Genomic DNA, 18,337 nt, shown 5'->3' with positions numbered 1-18,337 from the left:
ATCGGGCTGGCTTGCCAGAGACTTGATGTGTTCGCCCAGACGGGCGGGCTTCCCCGGGGGAACTGGTCGCGCCAGGTGGTGGATGCGTTGCAGTCGGCACAGACAGAACGGCTGGCTGGGAGTCTGGCGAGACAGGCGATCCTGAGTCATGCTGGAATCATGGTCGATATTTGAGCTAAGTCTATTTTGAATATGGGTTTGAGAATTATGTAAGTGACGTAAGTTCAGTGGAAAACCGGGTTATCCCTGAGTCATTTTTTTGGCGGTTGGGGGGCTCTGGCCGGTTGGCGGGGTGTGTATTAGGGTGGCGTGATGAATGACCTGGCATCCGAGAAGGCCTCGAAGCCGGCGACGCTGTGCCCGAAGGTGATTCTCGAGGGCACACGGCTGACGAACAAGACCGAACTGGCGTTCGCGCTGAACGAGCACCCGGGTTTTGTGGGGCCACGCAAGTACCGGTATCACTCGCCAATCATCTCGGGCGAGTGGAGCGGGTACACGAATACGCCCTGGGGCCGGGGGCTGACGAGCTTCCTGCCTGAGGAGACCGAGTTAGCCAAGCAGACGCTGGATGCCTGGCTGACGGTGATCGAGCTGCATCGGTACTACTCGTGGATCATCGATCGGTTTCAACTCTCGGCGCAGCTGCATCACCGCCGTTCGGTGGAACCGGTGACGGGTGAGGCGTTCGATGTGGGTCCGACGGAGAAGCGGCTGAAAGACCTCGGTTTTCACCTGATCCTGTGCACGCGTCGAGAGGATTCGTTCGTGGGTGCTCGGGAAGAACGGTTAAAGGTGTCGGGCAACCCGTCTCAGTACGACGACCTGACGCCATTTGTGGAAGAACAACGAGCGATGCGTGCGTTGGCCGAGACCTCGTTGCTCCCGGTCATGGTGTTGGATGTATCTGATAACGACATCGCGAGGGCGGCGGACAGGGTGGTGGCTTACCTGAGAACGAACAACGCTCTCGGATCATCGGACCCGGCAGGGGCGTCGATTGTGGATCGGCTGTGAGTCTTAGCGTAGTTCGACGGACCAGTAGGCATGGTCGAGGAAGGCGCGCCAGCTGGCGTACTTGTCGTGGCCGAGGCGCACGGTGATGACTGGGTTGCGGGCGGGCTTTGTGGGTTTGCGGATGAGGTCCATCCGGGCCTGTTTGGGGGTTCGTCCGCCTTTGCGGCTGTTGCAGGCGACGCAGCAGCAGACGAGGTTTTCCCAGGAGGACCCGCCGCCCTGGGTCCGTGGCACGACGTGGTCGAGGCTGAGTTCGGACGTGGGAAAGTGGCTGCCGCAGTACTGGCAGAGGTTGCGGTCGCGGGCAAAGATATTGCGTCGGTTGAGCTTGACGTCCTGGTTGGGAAGTCGGTCGTAGCCAAGCAGGCGGATCACCTTGGGAACGGCGAGCTGCATCCGGACGGTGCGGATGTATTCGTAGGCGTCGGGGTGCTGGTCGAGATCGTCTTTGAAGTGGGAGAGGTCGGCCCAGCTGTCGAAGTCGTGACCGGTGTAGGAGCCGTCGTCGACGCGGATGACCTCGGCGAGGTTGCGGACGAGCAGGGAGAAGGCCCGGCGGGCGTCGACGACCCTGACCGCCATCCAGAGGCGGTTGAGCACGAGGACGTGGCTGTTGAGGGCTGTGGTCACGGGGTGATCGCCTCCTGCCTGATTCAGGTATACCCGAATGTGGCCAATGAAGCGTAACCCCCTATGAGGCCTGAATCAATGTAAATTTTCGGTTTGCTGGCCGGTTTCGGGGCGAGGCGTTTGACCCGGGTTCACTGTCTGGCCTGTCATTTGACGATGAGTGATGGGTCGGGGTACAACGTAGCGTTCCGCTTAGCGGGCGAATGCCAGAGCGGCCAATTGGGACGGGCTGTAAACCCGTTGGCGTTAGCCTACGTAGGTTCGAATCCTACTTCGCCCATTTTCTGATTTTATGAGTGGTTCCCGGGGTCTCGGGAGTGTCGCTTCGCTGGGCCAAGGCAGCCTGGATGCGGTCGAGGAGTTGTCGGGGGGTCGCGTCGCCGGCCTGGCCGGGGTAGTGGGCCACACGGGCTTCTTCGAGGAGTTTGGGGATGCGTTTGCCGGCGGTAACGACGGTGGAGTGGTTCTTCTTGCCCATCGCGGCGGCGATCTCGGGGAAGCTCATCGTGGTCAGCTTGCGGACGAGGTGGATGGTCGCGGAGCGGGCGATGACGACGAGGGGTTTGCGGCTGCCGCCGGCGATCTGTGTGCGGGAGATGCCGGTCTGATTCTCGACCTCGGAGAGGATCTCGTCGTACTGCAGGGGCCTTTTCCGAAGGGACTGTTGCTGGTCGGCCAGGGCGGCCTTGACGGTCTGCCGCTGAACGGGCCCGTGGCTGGTGACCGAAGCCGTGGGGCTCTGGCTGGACGCACGGATGCTCTCGAGCATCACGTTGGCGTGGATCTTTCGCAGCAGACCTTCGAGCTCGCGGACCGAACCCTTCCAACGAGACAGCAGGAGGGAGGCGGCGTCATCGGTGAGCTGGAGGTTCATCCGCTGGGACAGTTCGGCGAGCAGGCGCTCGCGCGTCTGGGTGTCCGGCGGCTGGACTTCGACGACCAGGCCATGCTGGCAGCGGCTGCGGAGCCCTTCGCCAAAGCGTGCGATGCTGCGCGGGTGGCTGTCGGACGCCATGATGACGCGTGCGCCGGCCATATGGATCTGCTCGAAGCTGTGGAGGAACTCTTCCTGGGTGGCACGCTTGTCGGCGAGGAAGTGGACGTCATCGACGGCCAGCAGCGAGAGCCGGCGGATGCGCTTGCGGAAGGCGTCGATGCGGTTGGAGCGGACGGCGGTGATGAAATCGTTGGTGAACTGCTCGCCGGTGGTGTAGACGATGGAGGCGGTGGGATCGAGTTCGATCATGCGTCGGCAGATGCCCTGGAGCAGGTGGGTTTTGCCGAGCCCGCAGCCGCCATGGATGAACAACGGGCCGTATTCCTGCGCATCGCCTGCGGCGAGCCGGAGCGCAGCGGCATAGGCGAGTTCGTTGGAGGGGCCGACGACGAACTGCTCGAGCCGGTGCCGCAGGGAGAGGCCGGGTCGCTCCTGGCTGCGAGCGGGCTGGGGCGCGGCCGGCGCGGCAATGGCGGTGGCCGACTGGCTGCTGGGGGTGGCGGGCTGCGTAAGAGGCTGCTCGGAGCGGAAAGGCGCGGGGTTCACCTCGACTTCGAGTTCAGTCTGTCGACCGAGGACTTCCTCGGCGACGGCACCGATCTGGGCGCGGAAGTTGTTGCTGATCCAGTTGGCGACGAAGTTGTTGGGGACGGTCAGGCGGACCGCAGCGGAGCCGGCCTCGCAGGAGAACTGCGCGGTCCCATCGAACCACATGGTGTACTTGCGTTCGCCGATGACTTCGGCCAGTCGGGAGGTGATGCGCGCAGGGATATCGCTAGCGGTGGTGGTCGCGGTCAAGGCTTTTTCCTCAGCTCAGGGCGGGCGTACGACAGCTCGCCGGTTCTGGTCCGTCAATAGACGAACCGCCGTGCCCCTCGATACAACTTTGGGGGCGATACCTGAAGCCGGGTCCTTCCGGCGATCTTTCAGCCTGTCGGTGGTGGGTGAAACGTGCTCGGTCGAGCGTGGTCACCACCGCTTGCCGGTTCGGGCCTCTCCATTTGAGACCTGACTGCTTCCGTCCGTCGAAGCGATGTGCAAGTTACGGATCGGAGGCGTTTGCTTCAAGCGGGCAGCGAGGGTCCGCAAGGTCGCTGTGTGAGACAGGCGCTTGTGAATGCTTGAGTTATTGACTTGATTTCTTTTTATCCACCGAACCTTGTGGAAGGATGCACAAGTGGTGGATAAGCGTGTGGAATACCCAGTGAATTACAGGGTGAAACGCACATCTTGCAGATCAGACCGTATCGAGATACGCGGCGCGTTCAGCGGTCTGCCGGAAGCCCAGGCCGTGGTAGAGCCTGAGCGCGGGGGCGTTCCTGAGGTCGACCGCGAGGAAGAGCGTCGCGCTGGGTTGCCGCTGAGCAATGTGTGCAATCGCGAGCTGGAGCAGCTTGGCCGCGAGGCCTTTACGGCGGTGTGCCACGGAGACGCCGAGGTAAACGAGTTCGTGGCCGCCGGGCTGGATGAGCGGGTTGATGAGCGCGACCGCCGCGGGCTGGTCTTCGTCGTCAGCGGCGAGGATGAACCACAGGGTCGGGTCGTAGACCCCGGTGGCCCGATGGCCGGCAACGATGTCATCGATGTGCCTGCGGCCGACGAGCTTCGGGCAGTCGAGCGTCTGTTCGTAGCTGTCGAGAATGGCCTGCTCGAGCCAGCCCGGGGGAGCCGTCTCCGGGTTCAGAATCCGGTAGCCGGGGATGCTCGTGCGCGAAGGCTCGGCGGCCTGCCGGATCGATCGCTGGAGGTAACCGAGGTCGGCGAGATGTTCGAACCCGGCCTGCCTGACGGCCTGGCGTTCGAGTTTCTGGCTCGGTTCGAGAAGGACCTGCAGGAGATAGCCATCGAGATCCCGGCAGCCCTTGCGTGCGTGCTCGAGCAGGTGACTCAGTGCTTCGACCTGCTTCCGGGAGCGTGTCGGAGAGACGAAGACCATGGCGGCATTGCCCTGCCCGGGAACCACCAGGACTGCCGAGATGGGGGTCTCGCGGTGCAGGGCCACCCAGAATCGATCCATCTTCAGGTTCTGCTGGGCCAGATAGGCCCTGAAACCGTCGACAGCAGCCCCCGGATCGGACCAGGCGCCTGTCAGCAGGAGGCTGATCGCCATGAGCTGATCGGCTTCGGTGACCAGACGGACCCGGGACCCGGCAGCAGTCTGCGGATCGGGTTGTCGATGGGCGTCGGGTGGAGGAGACACTGGTCGATAGTTTACCCCGGAACCTGCGTTCCCCCCCCCGGCCGCTCATGGTCCACGCTATGGCGATCTGCCGGGCACCTTCACGGCCGGGGGCTGAACCGGTATTCTGTACCCATGTTCATTCAGCGATCCACCGTCATGCGTCTCTCGGCCTGCCTGCTCGCGGGTGCGATGGTCTGTTCCACGGCTGCCATCGCCCAAGAGGCCGAAGTCGGGCACCCCGAGCCGGACATCATCAGCTCCTCCTGGGTCCTCGACTTTGAGTGGGACACGCCCAAGGCGATCGCCGTGGCCGACCCGGCTGGCAAGCTGACCTGGTACTGGTTCATGACCTACAAGGTGACCAATCACACCGGGCAGGAGCGATTGTTTGTGCCCGAATTCGAGGTCTCGGACGACACCGGTCGGATCCTCGCGGCGAATCGCGGGATCCCACCCACGGTCTACGCCGAGGTCGAGCGCGTGGTCGGCAACCCGCTGCTCAAGAGCCCGACCCAGGCCGTTGGCCGTCTGCTGCAGGGCGACGATTTTGCACTCGAGAGCGTGGCCATCTGGGAAGCGGCCTACGAAGACATCGACCAGATGAACGTCTTCGTGGGCGGGCTCAGCGGGGAAACGGCGACGATCGAGCACCCCGACCCCGACATCGATGAGACGATCCAGCTTCGGCGGACGCGGATGCTGACCTTCTCCGCACCCGGTTTCTACGAGAGCGTGCAGTACCAGCCCATCGAGATCGATGTCGAACAGGATGTGATGCGCTAAGGCCCGAGCCTCACGAGCAGCACGCGTTCGATGCCTTCGTGATCTTTGAAAAGGCTGGGGGTTTGCCAGCGGCTATCGCTGTAAACCAGCTTCAGCAGCAACTCGGTTTGTGTCGGCCCGTTGTATTCGATGGCGAGCAGGCCACCGGGACGAAGGTGGTCGGGCGCTTCCTGAATGAGTTCACGGATCAGATCGAGCCCGTCGACCCCGCCGTCGAGTGCGTGATGGGGCTCATGGTCACGGACGTTGGCGTCGAGATGAGCGATGTCGCCGCTCGGGATGTAGGGCGGGTTTGAGACAATCACGTGGAAGCGCTGGTCGGGATCGAGGGCTTGCAGCAGATGGCCTTCGAGAAACGCCAGACGGTCGACGAGCCGGAGTCGGTCGGCGTTCTCTTGGGCGGCTTCGAGCGCCGATAGATGCCGGTCGGTGGCGACCACGCGGGCTTGCGGTAGTGAGCTGACCAGAGCGAGCGCGATGGCCCCTGAGCCGGTGCCGATGTCAGCGATCGCGATCTCGGGATCGGGATCGGGCTTCCGGTCCTCACCTTCAACGCCCGAAGAACCAGTCGCAGCCAATCGGCGGACCTCGTCGATGACGGCTTCGACGAGGGTTTCGGTGCTGGGCCGGGGCACGAGCACACGCGGATCGACCGCCAGCTGGAGGTTGTAGAAGGGGGCCCAGCCGACAAGGTAGTCCACGGGTTCGTGGGCGGTGGCTTTTTCGATGAGGACGCGAAGACGGCTGCGTTCGTCTTGCGAAGCGGGCCTCTCGGGATCGAGATAGAGCTTGAGCCGCTCGGTCTGGAGCACGTGGGCCAGGAGCATCTCCGCCGCGAGGCGCGGGCTGTCGATCTGATGACGCTCGAAATGCTGGGTGGTCCAGGTGAGCAGGCGTCGGGTGGTCCAGGGGTCGGTCGCGGTATCGGGCATACGCCGAGTCTAGCGGGCCAAAGCGTCGTGGTAAGATCGAAGCGTGCATGTGGCCCTGCTTGCCAATACGGCCTGGCTGGACGAAGAGCTGCCGGTGTTTCAGCACCTCGTGGTGGGTCTGATCGATGAGCTTGTGCGCGTCGCGCAGGTGGTGCCCGAATCGCTGGCCCCTTCGGAATGCAGCGTCTTTGGCGAGCGCGTGCCCTGGGGCGAAACCCGCTGGCGCTGGCTGAACCACCGTCGGATGTCTCAGCTGCACGGGACGCTCGAAGACCTCGGGGTGACCGTCATCCACGCGCTCGATGGCAGGATGTGGCGGGGGGCGCTGGCCCTCTCGGAACGGCTGCAGGTTCCAGCGGTGCTTTCGGCGAACTCGCGTCTCGACGTGCCGCTGGCGGCACAGCTGGGAACCAAGCTCGACCCGGCCAGGACCCTGCTCACACCAACCACCACCCCGCTCGCCGAGGGCCTGCGCGAAGCCATCGGCGACAAAGTTGAGGTGCAGGTGTTGCCGCAGGGCGTGCACGTGCCGGCGATGGAGACCAGCTGCAAGATCGCCGAGGCCCGGGCCGTGGTCGTTAGCGGGAACGGCCTGATGGATCGGTACTACGACGCCTTGCTGCACGCACTCCAGCGGGTGGTGCACAGCCACCCACAGGTGCAGTTCTTCTTCGACGGACAGGGGGCTGATCAGTCGCTGATCTGGCGTGAAGCTCAGCGGCGGGGGCTCGCGGCCAATCTTTCGATGGTTCCGCGACGACTCGGGCATCGCGAGATGCTCCTGCGGACCGATGTGCTCCTGCATCCTCAGCCGCAGGGCCGAGCCCGAGGGATCACGCTGCAGGCGATGGCGCGGGGCCTGCCGGTAGTGGCGATGGCCGATCCCTGGCTGGATCACCTCATCGATGGAACCACCTGCTGGACCGTCACCGAGCCGACCTCCGAAGGGTTTCTCGCGCCGGTCCAGCGATGCCTGGAGGACATGAAAGCTGCGGCCGATCTCGGCGAGCGAGCACGGGAGTGGGTGCGTGAGAACCGGATTGCGTCCTCACAGATCAGGCAGACGCTCCACGCCTACCGGTCGCTGACCGGTGAAGGGATCCCGATCGCCACGGGAGCGGTGGAATGAGCCGACCGGAGGTGATCGACACCGTCTCGGCACTCAGGCACAGACGGCAGGAGCTTAAGGGCAGGCTGGCTTTTGTCCCGACGATGGGGGCGCTCCACGACGGCCATGTCAGCCTCATGAAGCGAGCCGCGGAACTGGGCGCTGAAGTCTGGGTCAGCGTGTTCGTGAACCCGACACAGTTCGGGCCTGGCGAGGACCTGGAACGATACCCCCGAGACCTCGACGCCGACCTCGAGCGCTGCGCCGATGCAGGGGTGACGGTCGTCTTCGCGCCGGGTGTGGAGCAGATGTACCCCCCCGCCTCGCCCGCCGTGGCGATCGACGTGCCCGATCTCACAGGCGTGCTCGAAGGGGCAAGCCGGCCGACGCACTTCGCGGGGGTCTGCCGGGTGGTCGCCAAGCTGCTGAATCAGGTCCAGCCCGACGTGGCCTGCTTCGGGCAGAAGGACTATCAGCAACTCGCCGTGGTCAGGGCGATGGTGACAGACCTGGCGATGCCGGTCGGGATCGAGGCAGTGCCAACGGTCCGGGAAGCCGACGGACTGGCGATGTCGAGCAGGAATCGCTTCCTCAGTAAGGACGAGCGGCATCGGGCGGTCGCGCTCTGGCGGTCGCTGGAAACGGCTCGGGCCATGGTGGATCAGGGTCAGGTTGCTGTCGAAGTTATCGAGACCCGCATGCGGGCCATCATCGAGGAAGCGGGGTTGACGGTGGATTACGCCGTGCTGCGGGACGCGGTAACACTCGCACAAGTCGAGAAACTGGATCGAGACTGTGTGGCTTTGGTGGCCGCTCGCATCGGATCGGTGCGCCTCATCGACAACACGTTGCTGGGTTGATTACCAGGCGCCGGGAGGCGGGTCTTCCAGGGTGTAGGGCCGGTTGGCATCGATGAGCAGTTGCTCAAAGCCGGTGAAGCTCGTCTCTTCAGATTCGGGCAGGGCCAGGTCTTCTTCGTCTGCGTGGCCCTCCACGGTGCCGTCCAGCCGGAGATCGACCTGCGCGGGCAGCAGCTCGGGTTCGACGAACGGCGGCGGCTCCGGCGGGACCAGACTGAAGAAACTGCTGGGCGAGACCAGGGCCACGCGATCGGCGTCGTCGGTGAAGCCACGATTGAAGGCGTTGCCCTCTTCGGTGATCGTCCAGTAGTCGGTCTGATGCAGAAATGCTCGGAAGCCGGCTCCCTCCAGCAGGTAGCGTGGCTCGCCGTCGAAATGAGGATCGAGGCTGGCCCGCTTATCGGTGGACAGGTCGAACATCTGCTCGCGATTGGTGATCGCATCGATGCCGGGATCGATGAAGCGCTGGCTGGCGGCGTGTGGATCGATGTCAGCGACGCCACGATCCACCAGCAACGGCTCCCGCTGGGGCTGGGCACAAACGGGGGCGGCAGAGCCTAGCGTGACCAGGGTCACGCAGGCGGTGGCCAGATTCGTGGGCAGACGCAACATGCTGGCTGGCGTCCCTGGGGTCTAACGCCGTGTCGGAGCACCCTCGAGAATAATCGCGGGCGCGGGTGCCTCAGCGGGAGCCGGTTCGGGCTCGGGCAGGATGAGGGATTCCAGATCAGCCGCCGGCTCGGGCTCGGGAGCCGGCTCCATGGTCGCGGCGGGCTCGACGATCTCGGGCTCTGCCGGTGTCGGAGCGATCTCGACGTCACTCGGCTCCTCCTGGAACAACTGCGGCAATGGCTCCTCGAAACCGGACTCGGACGGCCGGATCGTCATCCGGGCAATCACCTGCCGGTCACCCGGCAACTCGACCTTGCCCTTGTCGATGGCGTCCGAAAGGTAGTACTGGCCAAAAAGTGTCTTGCTGCCGGCTTCGCGGAGTTCCCAGCTGAAGATCGTGGGCGGGGAACCGTCGTACTTGAAGATCGCGTCTTCACGGGGCGAATCGAAGTCGATAATCAGCTTCTGCTCGGCAGGGATGTCCATCGTCCAGAGCGTCTCGTCGCGGAGAGTATCGACCACCTCTACGGTTTTAAGGCTCATCGCCGTGCTGACGTAGGTGGTTCGGTCGGCGGTGCAGCCGACGGCGAGGGTCACACCAGCCAGGGCAACCACGGCCGATGCGGTCTGACGAGGCTTGAGAGAAGTCCATGCCATGAGAGCGAGGTCCTTTCGGGAGGCGTCGACGCCTGGCTACAGGATAGACGGTGCGTCCTGAAGGTCCAAGCGGGCGGATAGACAGAGCCGCAGCCAGCCGGCGAGCCCATCTGCCACCATCATCGGCGTCGTCGGGACTCTTACGTGACCAGAAGCCGCATAGGTTCGCGCCGGCTTATCGGATGCAGCCTTGCGGCGATCAGGACTGCTCCCGGTACTGGGTCGGGCTGACCCCGACAATCCGGTGGAACGTCGCCGTGAAGTGACCGTGGCTGGAGAAGCCCGTCTCCGTGGCGATCGTGCCGATGGGCTTGCGCCCTGCCCGGAGCATCCATTTGGCGATCTGCATCTGCAGCCGGAGTTGGAAGTGCTTCGGGCTGATCTTCATCTGCTTGGAGAAGAGCCGGTGGAAGTGGAAGGGACTTGTCTCCACCGATGCCGCGATCTCGGCCAGATTCGGGGCCGAGGCAAACCGGTCGGAGATATAGGCGGCTGCCTGAGCGATGCGATCGTCGGGCACCAGACCGGCAGGAGGCACGTCGTCGGCGGTCAGCGGCCGGAGCTCCAGATACAGGTGCTCACCCTCGCTGTCGCCGGGGGCATGACCGAAGTGGAACCGAACCCAGACAGGCTCACCATCGAGTTCGAAGGACAGGTCGTGTCGCTGGAAATACTCCGTCTCCGGCCAGCGCTGCTCGATGATCGGGCGGAGGCTGGTTGAGAGTTCGGTCAGGAGTTGCGGACGGCTCAGGGCTCGGGCACGCAGCACCGGGTCGGCGTGGATCACGCGGTCATCTGCAGCAAGCACCAGCCGCGACATCCCGGGCTCGGGCATGAAGTCGAAAGCCGTGCGGATGCTGTGCAGGGCCAGGGACCAGGCTTTGACCTCGTCTTCGGAAAAGGGCTTCTCACGGCCGCCAATGAGTACCCAGACGGCCTTCTCGCCGGGGGTGGCCTGCTCGGTCGCGATCACGATCTGCTTGCCGGGTGCCGGCGGGGAGGGCTTGGTCTTCAGCCCACGCCCGGTCGCAGAACCCTTCTTGACGGCTTCCTGGAACAGCGGATCGCTCGACGAACCCGAGGCACACCAGGGACCGATCTGGTCGCCCTTGAGACCGGCTCCGGCAATGAAGGCGTCGGCGTCCGGCTTGCCGGGTTCAAGGACAGCGAGGCTGAAGCCATCGACCTTGACCTGGTCATTGAGGTTCCGAAGCAGGTGGGACGAGCCGTGGTCCCACGAAGCGAAGGAGGCGGTTTCGATCTCTTGGTTTTTTGCTGACGCCAAAGTGCTGTCCTATCTCACGATCTCAGTAGGGGTGACTGGGGTATGTTGTCATGAGGGGGGAACAGAACCGAGTAGGCTTGCCACGGCTTATAAGAAGCTGATGAATCCTATGGCGTTTCCCCCCGTATCTCTCGTCCCGGACGCGACATAATAACGTGCGATCGCTTGTTCGGACAAGTCGCAGAAAGGCCGTCCGCAAGATTTCAACACCACCCAGTTTCACGGGTGTTACATGGCTAATCGGCCGGCATCGAGCGGTCGAGTGTCCAGGCCATCTCAGACCCCCTGCAGTCGATGTGAGCACTGAAAAAACCGCCCCGGTGCTGCCAGAAAAGCGGCCAGATGATCTCGCGGTCGGTATCGGGCATCGGCAGCGCATCGAGATCATCCACCCGCACCCAGGCCAGCCGGCCCTCCTCGTGCTCGGCCTCTTCGAGCACCTGCGGCACCGTGACCTCGAACAGAAACATCAGCCAGTGCGTCTGACCCTGATACGCCGTTTCGGAAACCAGCCCCGTCAGGTGTAACCGTTCCAGCGGGAGCTCGAGCCCGGTTTCCTCGCGCAGCTCGCGCTGCGCACACTGAGCCGGACTCTCCCCCGCGACCGTATCGAGCTTGCCACCGACCGGTGAGTAGAGGTGCTGGTTGGGAGGCTTGCGGCGATGAATCAGCAGGACCCGATCGTTCGCATCGAAGACGTAACAAAGCGTCGCGATGCGATAATCGATCCTGTGCGGCGTCTTAGAAGGTTGGCTGGGTTCCATCGAGGGCCTTTCGTCCGGGGACGATAGCCGATCGATGGCCAATGGCCTCAGGCGGCCTGCTGATCGGCGTCGTCGGACCGCGGCTCCGGGAACGCCGGAGCGTCCGCCGGTTCGAGCCAGTCCTCCGCAGCAGGCAGATCGATCTGCGACCTCGCCGTCTTGCGGTACCCCAGCTTGCGGATCACTTCCAGAACCTCGGTCCAGCTCGGGAAAGGACGGTCATTCCCGCGCTTGAATGCATCGATGGCTTTGACGAACAGGAACTGCTCTGCGGTCAGTTCACCCTCCTCCGCGGCACGCGCAAAATCAGAGAGCCTGCGGCCGGGGCCGCGCCGGCGTTCGAGGCCGGTGCCGGGTGGACGCAGATCGACAACCGACTTGCGTCGGTCGGGTCCGCGTTCTCGGGGAGCTTGTTGCTGATGGTCCGGCTTGGAATCCGCTGTCATGGACGCTGCCTTTCGTCGCGAGCGCCCGAACACCGGATCACTCGTCGTCTAGGAAGTCGTCATCGGTATCGTCATCATCGTCGTCGTCGAGAAGGTCATCCTCCTCGTCGTCGTCGAAGTCGTCATCATCGTCGTCAAGAAAATCGTCATCGTCGTCATCTTCGAAGATGTCGTCATCATCCTCATCTTCGTCATCGATGGAAAGCAGCGGGTCGGTCTGGGGCCAGGGAGCCAGCCAGGGCAGCTTCTGAAGATCGCTGTCGTCGGTCAGTCGAGCGGTAAAGGCTTCGTGTTGAGCGGCCATGTGCTACTCCGATGCGTTCCGTGCGAGCCGGCGGGAAACTGAGGGGGCACGCACCCCCTGGGATGACAGGGTTCTCGACCGGCGTGCGGCGGTTACACTAACCAGCCACGTAGGGTTGTCAACGCTTTTTAGCGAATCCTTCACCGTTTGTCAGACCCCCTTCGGAGCCAGTTTCCCAGTGAGCCAAACCAACTCCGCAGACCAACCCCGCTGGCACCCGCTGGCGGCCCTCGCGGGCTGGCTCATCCCGGGTGCCGGCCACGCCGTGCTCGGCGAGACCAAGCGAGCACTCGTCCTGTTCTTCGCCATCGGTGGGCTCTGGCTGTCGGGTCTGCTGATCGGCGGCATCAGCGTGCTCGATCGCCAGCAACACCCGGCCTGGTACGCCTGTCAGGTGCTCGTCGCTCCCACTATCCCGGTCGAATGGCTGCACGCCAGCATGAAAACCCCGCAGGGCAAACCGCCACCCCCCGAAGGCACCCTCGTGAACGGCCAGCCCGCAGGGCCCCCTGCCTTCGTCCCCAGCTACAACCACACGCACGAGCAGGGCACCATCTTTGCCGCCATGGCCGGACTCCTGAATCTGCTGGCACTGATCGATGTGGCCTACCGCGACCCTCGCGCCAGAGAGAAAGCCCTTGAGGTCATGGAAGGCGAGGCCGCCCATGCCTGAGCTCGCCATGAGCCCCCTGCTGCTGAACCTCGCCTGGCGGCCATTCCTGGACCCGCTCTCGATGGAGTCGGTCTGGCTCTGGCTGCTGATTCCCCTGTCGCTCGCCGTGGCACTGGTCTACAAGGCCATCAAGATGCCAACGCTGGATCGACTCGTCCCCGAATCGCTGTTCCTCGGCTTTCAGATCCTGCTGGGCATGGTAGCTGTCGCAGCAGCCCTCTGGATCCTGACCGAAATCGCCTGAGGCCCCAGGAGAACCCGACGTGATACGTGCAGCCCTTGGCGATCTGGTGAAGCTGCGATCGCTGACCACCGAAGCCGCCGAGCCCCTCTTCGAAGCGATCATGACCGGCCAGGCAGAGCCCGCCGCGGTCGGAGCCATGCTCGCCCTCATGCAGGCCCGTGGCGTCACGGTCGACGAACTGGTCGCCGGAGCCCGGGCCATGCGCCGACACCTCGTGCCCGTCGAGGCACCGGTCGGCCTGCGTGTGATGGATACCTGCGGGACCGGCGGCACAGGCTCCCGGCTCTTCAACGTCTCAACCTCAGCGGCCATCGTCGCCGCCGCAGCCGGCCGGCGACACGGGTTGGCGGTCGCCAAACACGGCAACCGCGCAGTCACAAGCGCCTCGGGTTCGTCGGATGTGCTCCAGGCACTCGGCCTCGAACTGCCGATGCCCGCCGACGCCCTGCCCAAGGCCCTCGACGAAGCCGGTATCTGCTTCTGCTTCGCGCCGGCTCATCACCCGGGGATGAAGCACGCCGGTCCCGTTCGGGCAGCGCTCGGGATCCGCACCATCTTCAACCTCCTCGGGCCACTCACCAACCCCGCAGGCGCCCGACACCAACTGCTAGGCGTCGGCGATGAAGCCACCCAGTTACTCATGGTCGAAGCCCTCCGCAAACTGGGCAGCGAGAAGGCCTGGGTCATCACCACCGAACTGCCGGATGGCAGCCGGCTCGGCGAACTCACGGCCTTCGCCCCGATCAAGGTCTCGCAACTCGCCGATGGTGAGGTCACCGAGCTTGTGATCGACCCCAGGGACCACGGCCTCGCCGGAGACAACCTCGACACCGTCAAGGTCAACAACCCCGATGAGAGTGCCGCACGCATCAAGCAGGTCTTCGATGGCGAGAAGGGCTCAGCCAGAAACACCGTCGTCCTGAATGCCGGCGCCGCGCTGGTCATCGGTGAGGCCGCCGAAAGCCTCGAACAGGGGCTGGTGATGGCTCAGGAAGCCATCGACTCAGGCGCCGCCCGGCTGACCCTCGCCAAGCTCGCCGAACTCTCGCGGTCGACGGGCTGATGCCCGCCGATGCACGAGGCCTCTGGGTGGCTCTGGAAACAACCGGCCGCCGATCGTTCATCGCCGTCGGACAAACCGACTCACCCGATCTCGTCGAGTCCTTCGAGCCCTCCAGGCGCAACGCCGTCGATCTGATCCCGCAGTTGGCTCGGGTCTTCGACCGGCTCGGCCGTTCGCCGCAGGAGATCACGACCCTCGCCATCTCATCGGGACCCGGCTCTTTCACCGGGCTGCGCATCGGTTTCGCGACGGCGCAGGCGCTGGTGCTCGCCACCGGCGCCAAAGCCGTGGTGGTGCCGACCACACAAGTGCTGGCATCCACCGCTCCACCCGAGGCCAGACGCATCGGTGTCGTCCTGAACACCAAGGGCTCATCCGGCTACATCGCGATTTACGAGCGTGCCGGCGACGACCTCCACGAGATACAGCCGCCGGGCACGCGAGATGCCAGCGACGTACTCGCATCGGAACCCGATGGCAGCCACTGGCTGGCCCAGAAGCTGCCCGAGGCCGTGATCGATCTCGGCAGAACCCGTGGCGTCAGATGGCTCCTTGGCGACGAGGCGGTCTGCTCCGCCGAAGCCGTCTACCGGCTCGGTCGCGCCGCCGCCGACAGGGGACACTTCAGCGACCCAGGCACGTTGGTGCCCGAGTATGGTCGCGAACCCGAAGCTGTCACACTCTGGCGTAAACGCCAAGCCGAGCAGACCCCGGGTCGATAGCCGACCCCGCCTCGCGATGCCCCATCCATACCACCACCGTCGATGACGGTTATCTTGTGAGATTCGCTCCGCCCGCCCCACCACCCTCGCTCTTCCTATGGATGGATGCCCGCCGTGCTGCCAAAGATCGTGATTGTCGGTCGCCCGAACGTGGGCAAGTCGTCGCTGCTGAACATGCTGGCAGGCCGGAAGATCAGCATTGTCGACGACATGGCCGGGGTCACCCGTGATCGGGTCGCCACGGCCTGTCACATCCCCACCGAGCCCGGGGAAGAACCACGCCCGGTCGAGGTCATCGACACCGGCGGCTACGGCATCGACGACACCCAGAACCTCACCCGGCAGGTCGAACAGCAGATCGCCGCGGGGCTCGCCGAGGCCCACGTCGTTCTCTTCGTCGTCGATGCCCAATCCGGCCTGACACCCCTCGACCGCACCGTGGCCGATGTCATCCGCGAGAGCATGGGCCGGGGCCAGCACCGCAAGCCCTGCCTCCTGGTGGTCAACAAGGTCGACGCCGAGAAGTTCGAGGCCGACGCCTACGAGGCCATGGCACTCGGACTCGGCGACCCGCTGTTCATCTCAGCCAAGACCAATCACAACAAGCGACTCTTCTGCGAAGCCCTCCTGAAGGTGGTGGACGACCTCGACCTGCCGGAAGACGAAACCGAAGCCAGCGACCCGCTGGAACCCGGGATCCGCATCGCCGTGGTCGGCAAACGCAACGCCGGCAAATCGACGCTGGTCAACGCCCTGGCCGGCGACGAACGCGTGATCGTCTCCGAGCAGGAAGGCACCACACGAGACTCCGTCGATGTCCGCTTCGAGGTCCCGCTCGACTCCGGCAAAGGCGTCAAGGTCTTCACCGCGATCGACACCGCCGGCGTGCGCAAACGCAAGTCGATGAAGCAGGACATCGAGTACTACGCGCACCACCGAGCGCTGCGCAGCATCCGGCGGGCCGATGTCTGCCTGCTGCTCATCGATGCCTCGCTGCCGATCAGCCAGGTCGATAAACAGCTCGGCAACGAGATGCTCGAACACCACCGGCCGACGGTAATCGTCATCAACAAGTGGGACCTCGCCGAGAAGAACCACACCGAAGAGGAGTACGCCGAGTACATCGACCGCGAACTCAAGGGCTTCTCCTTCGCACCCATCGTCTTCATCAGCGCAAAGAACACCGAGGGCCTACGTGAGGTCCTGGTTGTGGTCAACAACCTCTACGAGCAGGCCGGGCACCGCGTCGGTACCGGCGAGTTGAACTCGGTCCTCGAAACGATCATGTCCGAACGCGGGCCGAGCTCAAAAGGCGGGAAGATGGCCAAGGTCTACTACGCCACCCAGACCGCCGTGCGCCCACCCACCGTCGCCCTGTTCGTCAACGACCCAGACTTGTTCAACCCCAACTACCGCCGGTTCCTGCTCAACCGCTTCCGCGACGAACTGCCCTACTCGGAAGTCCCCATCGACCTCCAGGTCCGCGGCAAGCCCAAGCAGACGCTCGCCGAACGACTGGAAAGCAAGAAGGACTAGTTCGAACCCCGGTTCGGCCTACGCCTCGTTCGTCTGCGCTTCCCCGATCAGCAACTGCAGCCCACGATTCATCGAATGAATCTCTCGGGTCAGCCGCTGGAGGTGATGAAGCGTCACCCTCGCCATCCTGGCCCGGGTCTGACCGACCATCAGATTCAGCGACGCCGTGTGGCCACGCACCCGGGCAAGTATCACCGCGTCCGGCTCGTCGAGTGAGACCTCGCCAAAGATGTGCGCCTTGCGGTACAGCAGCCGTTTGTTGGTAATCAAAACCCCATTGAGCCCATCATCCTCAGGCCCGAAATCGGCATCGGGGTAGTACTTCCGCAGGCGCTCGCCCGGCTGAAGCTCGGTCCAGGTTTCGAGACGTGCCTTGCACTCGGGGGTCACCGGCGACTTGGCCGCGGCCTTCTGCTTCTCCTTGCGCTCTCGCGCTTCCGGACGCGTCTGGATCGCCGGCGTGATCGTCGAATCACCCGAGCGCACCCGGCGGGCCTTCTCGTAATGCAGGTCGTCGATCTCCGGACGGTTTCGTTCCTCATAGACCTCGTCACGATGGGTGAGCACCTCATCGACATCGTTGAGGATCCAGCCGGACACCGTGTCCTCCATCAGGGCTTCACGCGTCGGCAGCCGGAAGACATACTCACACTTGAGGCACTTGGCCCTGCGGCCACAGGCCCCTTCACCGAACCGCATGGTCGCACCACACCGGCTGCAGCGGATCTCAATCATGGTCACCCTCGATTCCCGGGCCTGTTCATCGACACAGGCCCTGCAACGCAATGAAACGCAGGCGCTCGGATAACGCCCTAGACAGGTATCGTCACAGTACCACCGGTCATATGAGGGAACAAGGTTTTTTTCACCAAAGCAGGGGTGGTTTATCCCAGTTTTGCCAGCAGCCAGGCCGCAAAAGCCTGCTTACTCATCCGATCCAGCCGGACAACCTCGCCATTGCAGGCCATCCACGTTGCACGGATCCCGCTGTCCTCCATCGTGCCCAGCGGGTTGGCGATGATCGCATCGACCCCCTTCCGCCGCATCTTCGCCAGGGCTCGTTCTTCCAGCACCGACTGCTCCTCGAGCGCAAAAGCAATCACACGCTGCCCCGGACGCTTCGACGACGCCGCCCGCGCCACCAGGTCGGGAGTCGGCATCAGCGTGATTGATACCCGGGCATGCGGATCACTCGGACGGGCCGTCTTGCCTTCGGTCGGTGCCACCGGGCGAAAATCCGCCACCGCCGCAGCCATCACCAAAATGTCGGCGTCCCGGAAGTGCGCTTCCAGCAGCTGACCCAGCTCCGCCGAACTCTCAAACCGATAGACCGACCCGGCTTCACGACAGGCCGCCACGACCTCGGCTCCCACCGGGCCCAGGAGCGTCGTCACCTCATGACCCGCTGCACGCGCCGCACCGGCAATGGCCGCGCCCAACGTCCCCGAAGAACGGTTGCCGATATAACGCACCCGATCGATCGGTTCGCGAGTTGGTCCAGCGGTCAGCAGCAGTCTCATGA

At 64.2% G+C, this 18,337-nt stretch carries 22 protein-coding genes and 1 tRNA gene; 11 read left to right on the top strand and 12 right to left on the bottom strand.

Annotated features, from left to right (window positions below):
* Positions 1 to 27: 27 nt before the first annotated feature.
* Positions 28 to 174, top strand: a complete 147-nt coding sequence (locus tag ACQZAB_RS06330; RefSeq protein ID WP_428388097.1) for a hypothetical protein — start codon at positions 28 to 30, stop codon at positions 172 to 174.
* Between the two features lie 138 nt (positions 175 to 312).
* Positions 313 to 1,017 carry a hypothetical protein gene (locus ACQZAB_RS06325; RefSeq protein ID WP_428388095.1) on the top strand — a complete coding sequence of 235 codons (705 nt, stop codon included), beginning with the start codon at positions 313 to 315 and terminating at the stop codon, positions 1,015 to 1,017.
* Between the two features lie 3 nt (positions 1,018 to 1,020).
* Here ACQZAB_RS06325 and ACQZAB_RS06320 read toward each other — a convergent pair whose 3' ends face one another.
* Positions 1,021 to 1,647: an HNH endonuclease gene (locus ACQZAB_RS06320; protein ID WP_428388093.1), complete on the bottom strand. Its 627-nt coding sequence runs from the start codon at positions 1,645 to 1,647 to the stop codon at positions 1,021 to 1,023.
* 197 nt (positions 1,648 to 1,844) lie between these two features.
* On the opposite strand from ACQZAB_RS06320, the gene ACQZAB_RS06315 reads away from it, so the two are divergent.
* A tRNA-Tyr gene (locus ACQZAB_RS06315) sits at positions 1,845 to 1,927 on the top strand.
* Here ACQZAB_RS06315 and dnaA read toward each other — a convergent pair.
* Together dnaA and ACQZAB_RS06305 are read right to left on the bottom strand one after the other, a co-directional pair.
* The gene (dnaA, locus tag ACQZAB_RS06310) at positions 1,916 to 3,442 is read right to left on the bottom strand and encodes a chromosomal replication initiator protein DnaA (RefSeq protein WP_428388091.1); all 1,527 of its coding nucleotides are present in this window, start codon (positions 3,440 to 3,442) and stop codon (positions 1,916 to 1,918) included. The two genes, ACQZAB_RS06315 and dnaA, sit on opposite strands and share 12 nt — an antisense overlap.
* Positions 3,443 to 3,881: 439 nt before the next feature.
* Entirely contained in the window at positions 3,882 to 4,754 is an 873-nt protein-coding gene (locus ACQZAB_RS06305; protein ID WP_428388089.1) for a GNAT family N-acetyltransferase, read from the bottom strand.
* A 204-nt stretch (positions 4,755 to 4,958) separates the two neighbouring features.
* On the opposite strand from ACQZAB_RS06305, the gene ACQZAB_RS06300 reads away from it, so the two are divergent.
* Entirely contained in the window at positions 4,959 to 5,609 is a 651-nt protein-coding gene (locus ACQZAB_RS06300) for a hypothetical protein (protein WP_428388087.1), read from the top strand.
* Here the strand turns inward: ACQZAB_RS06300 and prmC are convergent.
* A complete protein-coding gene (prmC, locus tag ACQZAB_RS06295) occupies positions 5,606 to 6,541 on the bottom strand; it encodes a peptide chain release factor N(5)-glutamine methyltransferase (RefSeq protein ID WP_428388085.1) in 936 nt (311 codons plus the stop codon). The two genes, ACQZAB_RS06300 and prmC, sit on opposite strands and share 4 nt — an antisense overlap.
* Before the next feature lie 43 nt (positions 6,542 to 6,584).
* Here prmC and ACQZAB_RS06290 point away from each other — a divergent pair, with 43 nt between their 5' ends.
* Together ACQZAB_RS06290 and panC are read left to right on the top strand one after the other, a co-directional pair.
* Complete coding sequence (locus ACQZAB_RS06290) at positions 6,585 to 7,670, top strand: glycosyltransferase (protein ID WP_428388083.1); 1,086 nt, start codon at positions 6,585 to 6,587, stop codon at positions 7,668 to 7,670.
* Positions 7,667 to 8,509: a pantoate--beta-alanine ligase gene (gene panC / locus ACQZAB_RS06285; protein WP_428388082.1), complete on the top strand. Its 843-nt coding sequence runs from the start codon at positions 7,667 to 7,669 to the stop codon at positions 8,507 to 8,509. The genes ACQZAB_RS06290 and panC overlap by 4 nt, the downstream gene beginning before the upstream one ends.
* Here panC and ACQZAB_RS06280 read toward each other — a convergent pair whose 3' ends face one another.
* The 6 genes from ACQZAB_RS06280 to ACQZAB_RS06255 form a co-directional block, all read right to left on the bottom strand.
* A complete protein-coding gene (locus ACQZAB_RS06280; RefSeq protein WP_428388081.1) occupies positions 8,510 to 9,121 on the bottom strand; it encodes a hypothetical protein in 612 nt (203 codons plus the stop codon).
* A 21-nt stretch (positions 9,122 to 9,142) separates the two neighbouring features.
* Positions 9,143 to 9,778 carry a hypothetical protein gene (locus tag ACQZAB_RS06275; RefSeq protein WP_428388079.1) on the bottom strand — a complete coding sequence of 212 codons (636 nt, stop codon included), beginning with the start codon at positions 9,776 to 9,778 and terminating at the stop codon, positions 9,143 to 9,145.
* Positions 9,779 to 9,977: 199 nt separating this feature from the next.
* Positions 9,978 to 11,063, bottom strand: a complete 1,086-nt coding sequence (locus ACQZAB_RS06270) for a helix-turn-helix transcriptional regulator (protein ID WP_428388077.1) — start codon at positions 11,061 to 11,063, stop codon at positions 9,978 to 9,980.
* Between the two features lie 236 nt (positions 11,064 to 11,299).
* Entirely contained in the window at positions 11,300 to 11,827 is a 528-nt protein-coding gene (locus ACQZAB_RS06265) for an NUDIX hydrolase (protein WP_428388075.1), read from the bottom strand.
* Positions 11,828 to 11,874: 47 nt separating this feature from the next.
* Positions 11,875 to 12,273 carry a hypothetical protein gene (locus ACQZAB_RS06260; RefSeq protein WP_428388073.1) on the bottom strand — a complete coding sequence of 133 codons (399 nt, stop codon included), beginning with the start codon at positions 12,271 to 12,273 and terminating at the stop codon, positions 11,875 to 11,877.
* Between the two features lie 37 nt (positions 12,274 to 12,310).
* Positions 12,311 to 12,577, bottom strand: a complete 267-nt coding sequence (locus ACQZAB_RS06255; RefSeq protein ID WP_428388071.1) for a hypothetical protein — start codon at positions 12,575 to 12,577, stop codon at positions 12,311 to 12,313.
* A 178-nt stretch (positions 12,578 to 12,755) separates the two neighbouring features.
* Here ACQZAB_RS06255 and ACQZAB_RS06250 point away from each other — a divergent pair, with 178 nt between their 5' ends.
* The 5 genes from ACQZAB_RS06250 to der all read left to right on the top strand — a co-directional run bounded on the left by ACQZAB_RS06250 (position 12,756) and on the right by der (position 16,815).
* Positions 12,756 to 13,250 (top strand): DUF6677 family protein, encoded by a 495-nt coding sequence (locus ACQZAB_RS06250; RefSeq protein WP_428388069.1) that lies wholly within the window; start codon positions 12,756 to 12,758, stop codon positions 13,248 to 13,250.
* Positions 13,243 to 13,494: a hypothetical protein gene (locus ACQZAB_RS06245; RefSeq protein ID WP_428388067.1), complete on the top strand. Its 252-nt coding sequence runs from the start codon at positions 13,243 to 13,245 to the stop codon at positions 13,492 to 13,494. Before ACQZAB_RS06250 ends, ACQZAB_RS06245 begins: the two co-directional genes overlap by 8 nt.
* A 19-nt stretch (positions 13,495 to 13,513) precedes the next feature.
* Positions 13,514 to 14,557 (top strand): anthranilate phosphoribosyltransferase, encoded by a 1,044-nt coding sequence (trpD, locus tag ACQZAB_RS06240; protein WP_428388066.1) that lies wholly within the window; start codon positions 13,514 to 13,516, stop codon positions 14,555 to 14,557.
* Positions 14,557 to 15,279: a tRNA (adenosine(37)-N6)-threonylcarbamoyltransferase complex dimerization subunit type 1 TsaB gene (gene tsaB, locus ACQZAB_RS06235; RefSeq protein ID WP_428388064.1), complete on the top strand. Its 723-nt coding sequence runs from the start codon at positions 14,557 to 14,559 to the stop codon at positions 15,277 to 15,279. Before trpD ends, tsaB begins: the two co-directional genes overlap by 1 nt.
* 114 nt (positions 15,280 to 15,393) lie before the next feature.
* Positions 15,394 to 16,815: a ribosome biogenesis GTPase Der gene (der, locus tag ACQZAB_RS06230; protein ID WP_428388062.1), complete on the top strand. Its 1,422-nt coding sequence runs from the start codon at positions 15,394 to 15,396 to the stop codon at positions 16,813 to 16,815.
* A gap of 18 nt (positions 16,816 to 16,833) precedes the next feature.
* Here the strand turns inward: der and ACQZAB_RS06225 are convergent, their stop codons facing one another.
* Positions 16,834 to 17,514 (bottom strand): hypothetical protein, encoded by a 681-nt coding sequence (locus tag ACQZAB_RS06225; RefSeq protein ID WP_428388060.1) that lies wholly within the window; start codon positions 17,512 to 17,514, stop codon positions 16,834 to 16,836.
* 185 nt (positions 17,515 to 17,699) lie between these two features.
* Positions 17,700 to 18,335, bottom strand: coding sequence for a phosphopantothenoylcysteine decarboxylase (locus ACQZAB_RS06220; protein ID WP_428388059.1), 636 nt, complete (start codon positions 18,333 to 18,335; stop codon positions 17,700 to 17,702).
* Positions 18,336 to 18,337: the final 2 nt, after the last annotated feature.

Origin of the sequence: Mucisphaera sp. (genome assembly GCF_965279675.1) — a bacterium.
In the GTDB taxonomy this organism is placed as follows: Bacteria; Planctomycetota; Phycisphaerae; order Phycisphaerales; family Phycisphaeraceae; genus Mucisphaera.
The sequence above is the reverse complement of the archived record's forward strand: the minus strand, read 5'-3'. Positions and strand labels throughout refer to the sequence as shown.

What these genes read in the sequence shown, in the direction of transcription:
- ACQZAB_RS06225 (WP_428388060.1), bottom strand. Translation starts at nt 17,514, where the DNA reads ATGCGGTTCGGTGAAGGGGCCTGTGGCCGCAGGGCCAAGTGCCTCAAG.
- ACQZAB_RS06280 (WP_428388081.1), bottom strand. Translation starts at nt 9,121, where the DNA reads ATGTTGCGTCTGCCCACGAATCTGGCCACCGCCTGCGTGACCCTGGTC.
- tsaB (WP_428388064.1), top strand. Translation starts at nt 14,557, where the DNA reads ATGCCCGCCGATGCACGAGGCCTCTGGGTGGCTCTGGAAACAACCGGC.
- ACQZAB_RS06260 (WP_428388073.1), bottom strand. Translation starts at nt 12,273, where the DNA reads ATGACAGCGGATTCCAAGCCGGACCATCAGCAACAAGCTCCCCGAGAA.
- panC (WP_428388082.1), top strand. Translation starts at nt 7,667, where the DNA reads ATGAGCCGACCGGAGGTGATCGACACCGTCTCGGCACTCAGGCACAGA.
- prmC (WP_428388085.1), bottom strand. Translation starts at nt 6,541, where the DNA reads ATGCCCGATACCGCGACCGACCCCTGGACCACCCGACGCCTGCTCACC.
- ACQZAB_RS06275 (WP_428388079.1), bottom strand. Translation starts at nt 9,778, where the DNA reads ATGGCATGGACTTCTCTCAAGCCTCGTCAGACCGCATCGGCCGTGGTT.
- ACQZAB_RS06305 (WP_428388089.1), bottom strand. Translation starts at nt 4,754, where the DNA reads ATGGCGATCAGCCTCCTGCTGACAGGCGCCTGGTCCGATCCGGGGGCT.
- ACQZAB_RS06245 (WP_428388067.1), top strand. Translation starts at nt 13,243, where the DNA reads ATGCCTGAGCTCGCCATGAGCCCCCTGCTGCTGAACCTCGCCTGGCGG.
- ACQZAB_RS06255 (WP_428388071.1), bottom strand. Translation starts at nt 12,577, where the DNA reads ATGGCCGCTCAACACGAAGCCTTTACCGCTCGACTGACCGACGACAGC.
- ACQZAB_RS06265 (WP_428388075.1), bottom strand. Translation starts at nt 11,827, where the DNA reads ATGGAACCCAGCCAACCTTCTAAGACGCCGCACAGGATCGATTATCGC.
- ACQZAB_RS06220 (WP_428388059.1), bottom strand. Translation starts at nt 18,335, where the DNA reads ATGAGACTGCTGCTGACCGCTGGACCAACTCGCGAACCGATCGATCGG.
- ACQZAB_RS06300 (WP_428388087.1), top strand. Translation starts at nt 4,959, where the DNA reads ATGTTCATTCAGCGATCCACCGTCATGCGTCTCTCGGCCTGCCTGCTC.
- ACQZAB_RS06325 (WP_428388095.1), top strand. Translation starts at nt 313, where the DNA reads ATGAATGACCTGGCATCCGAGAAGGCCTCGAAGCCGGCGACGCTGTGC.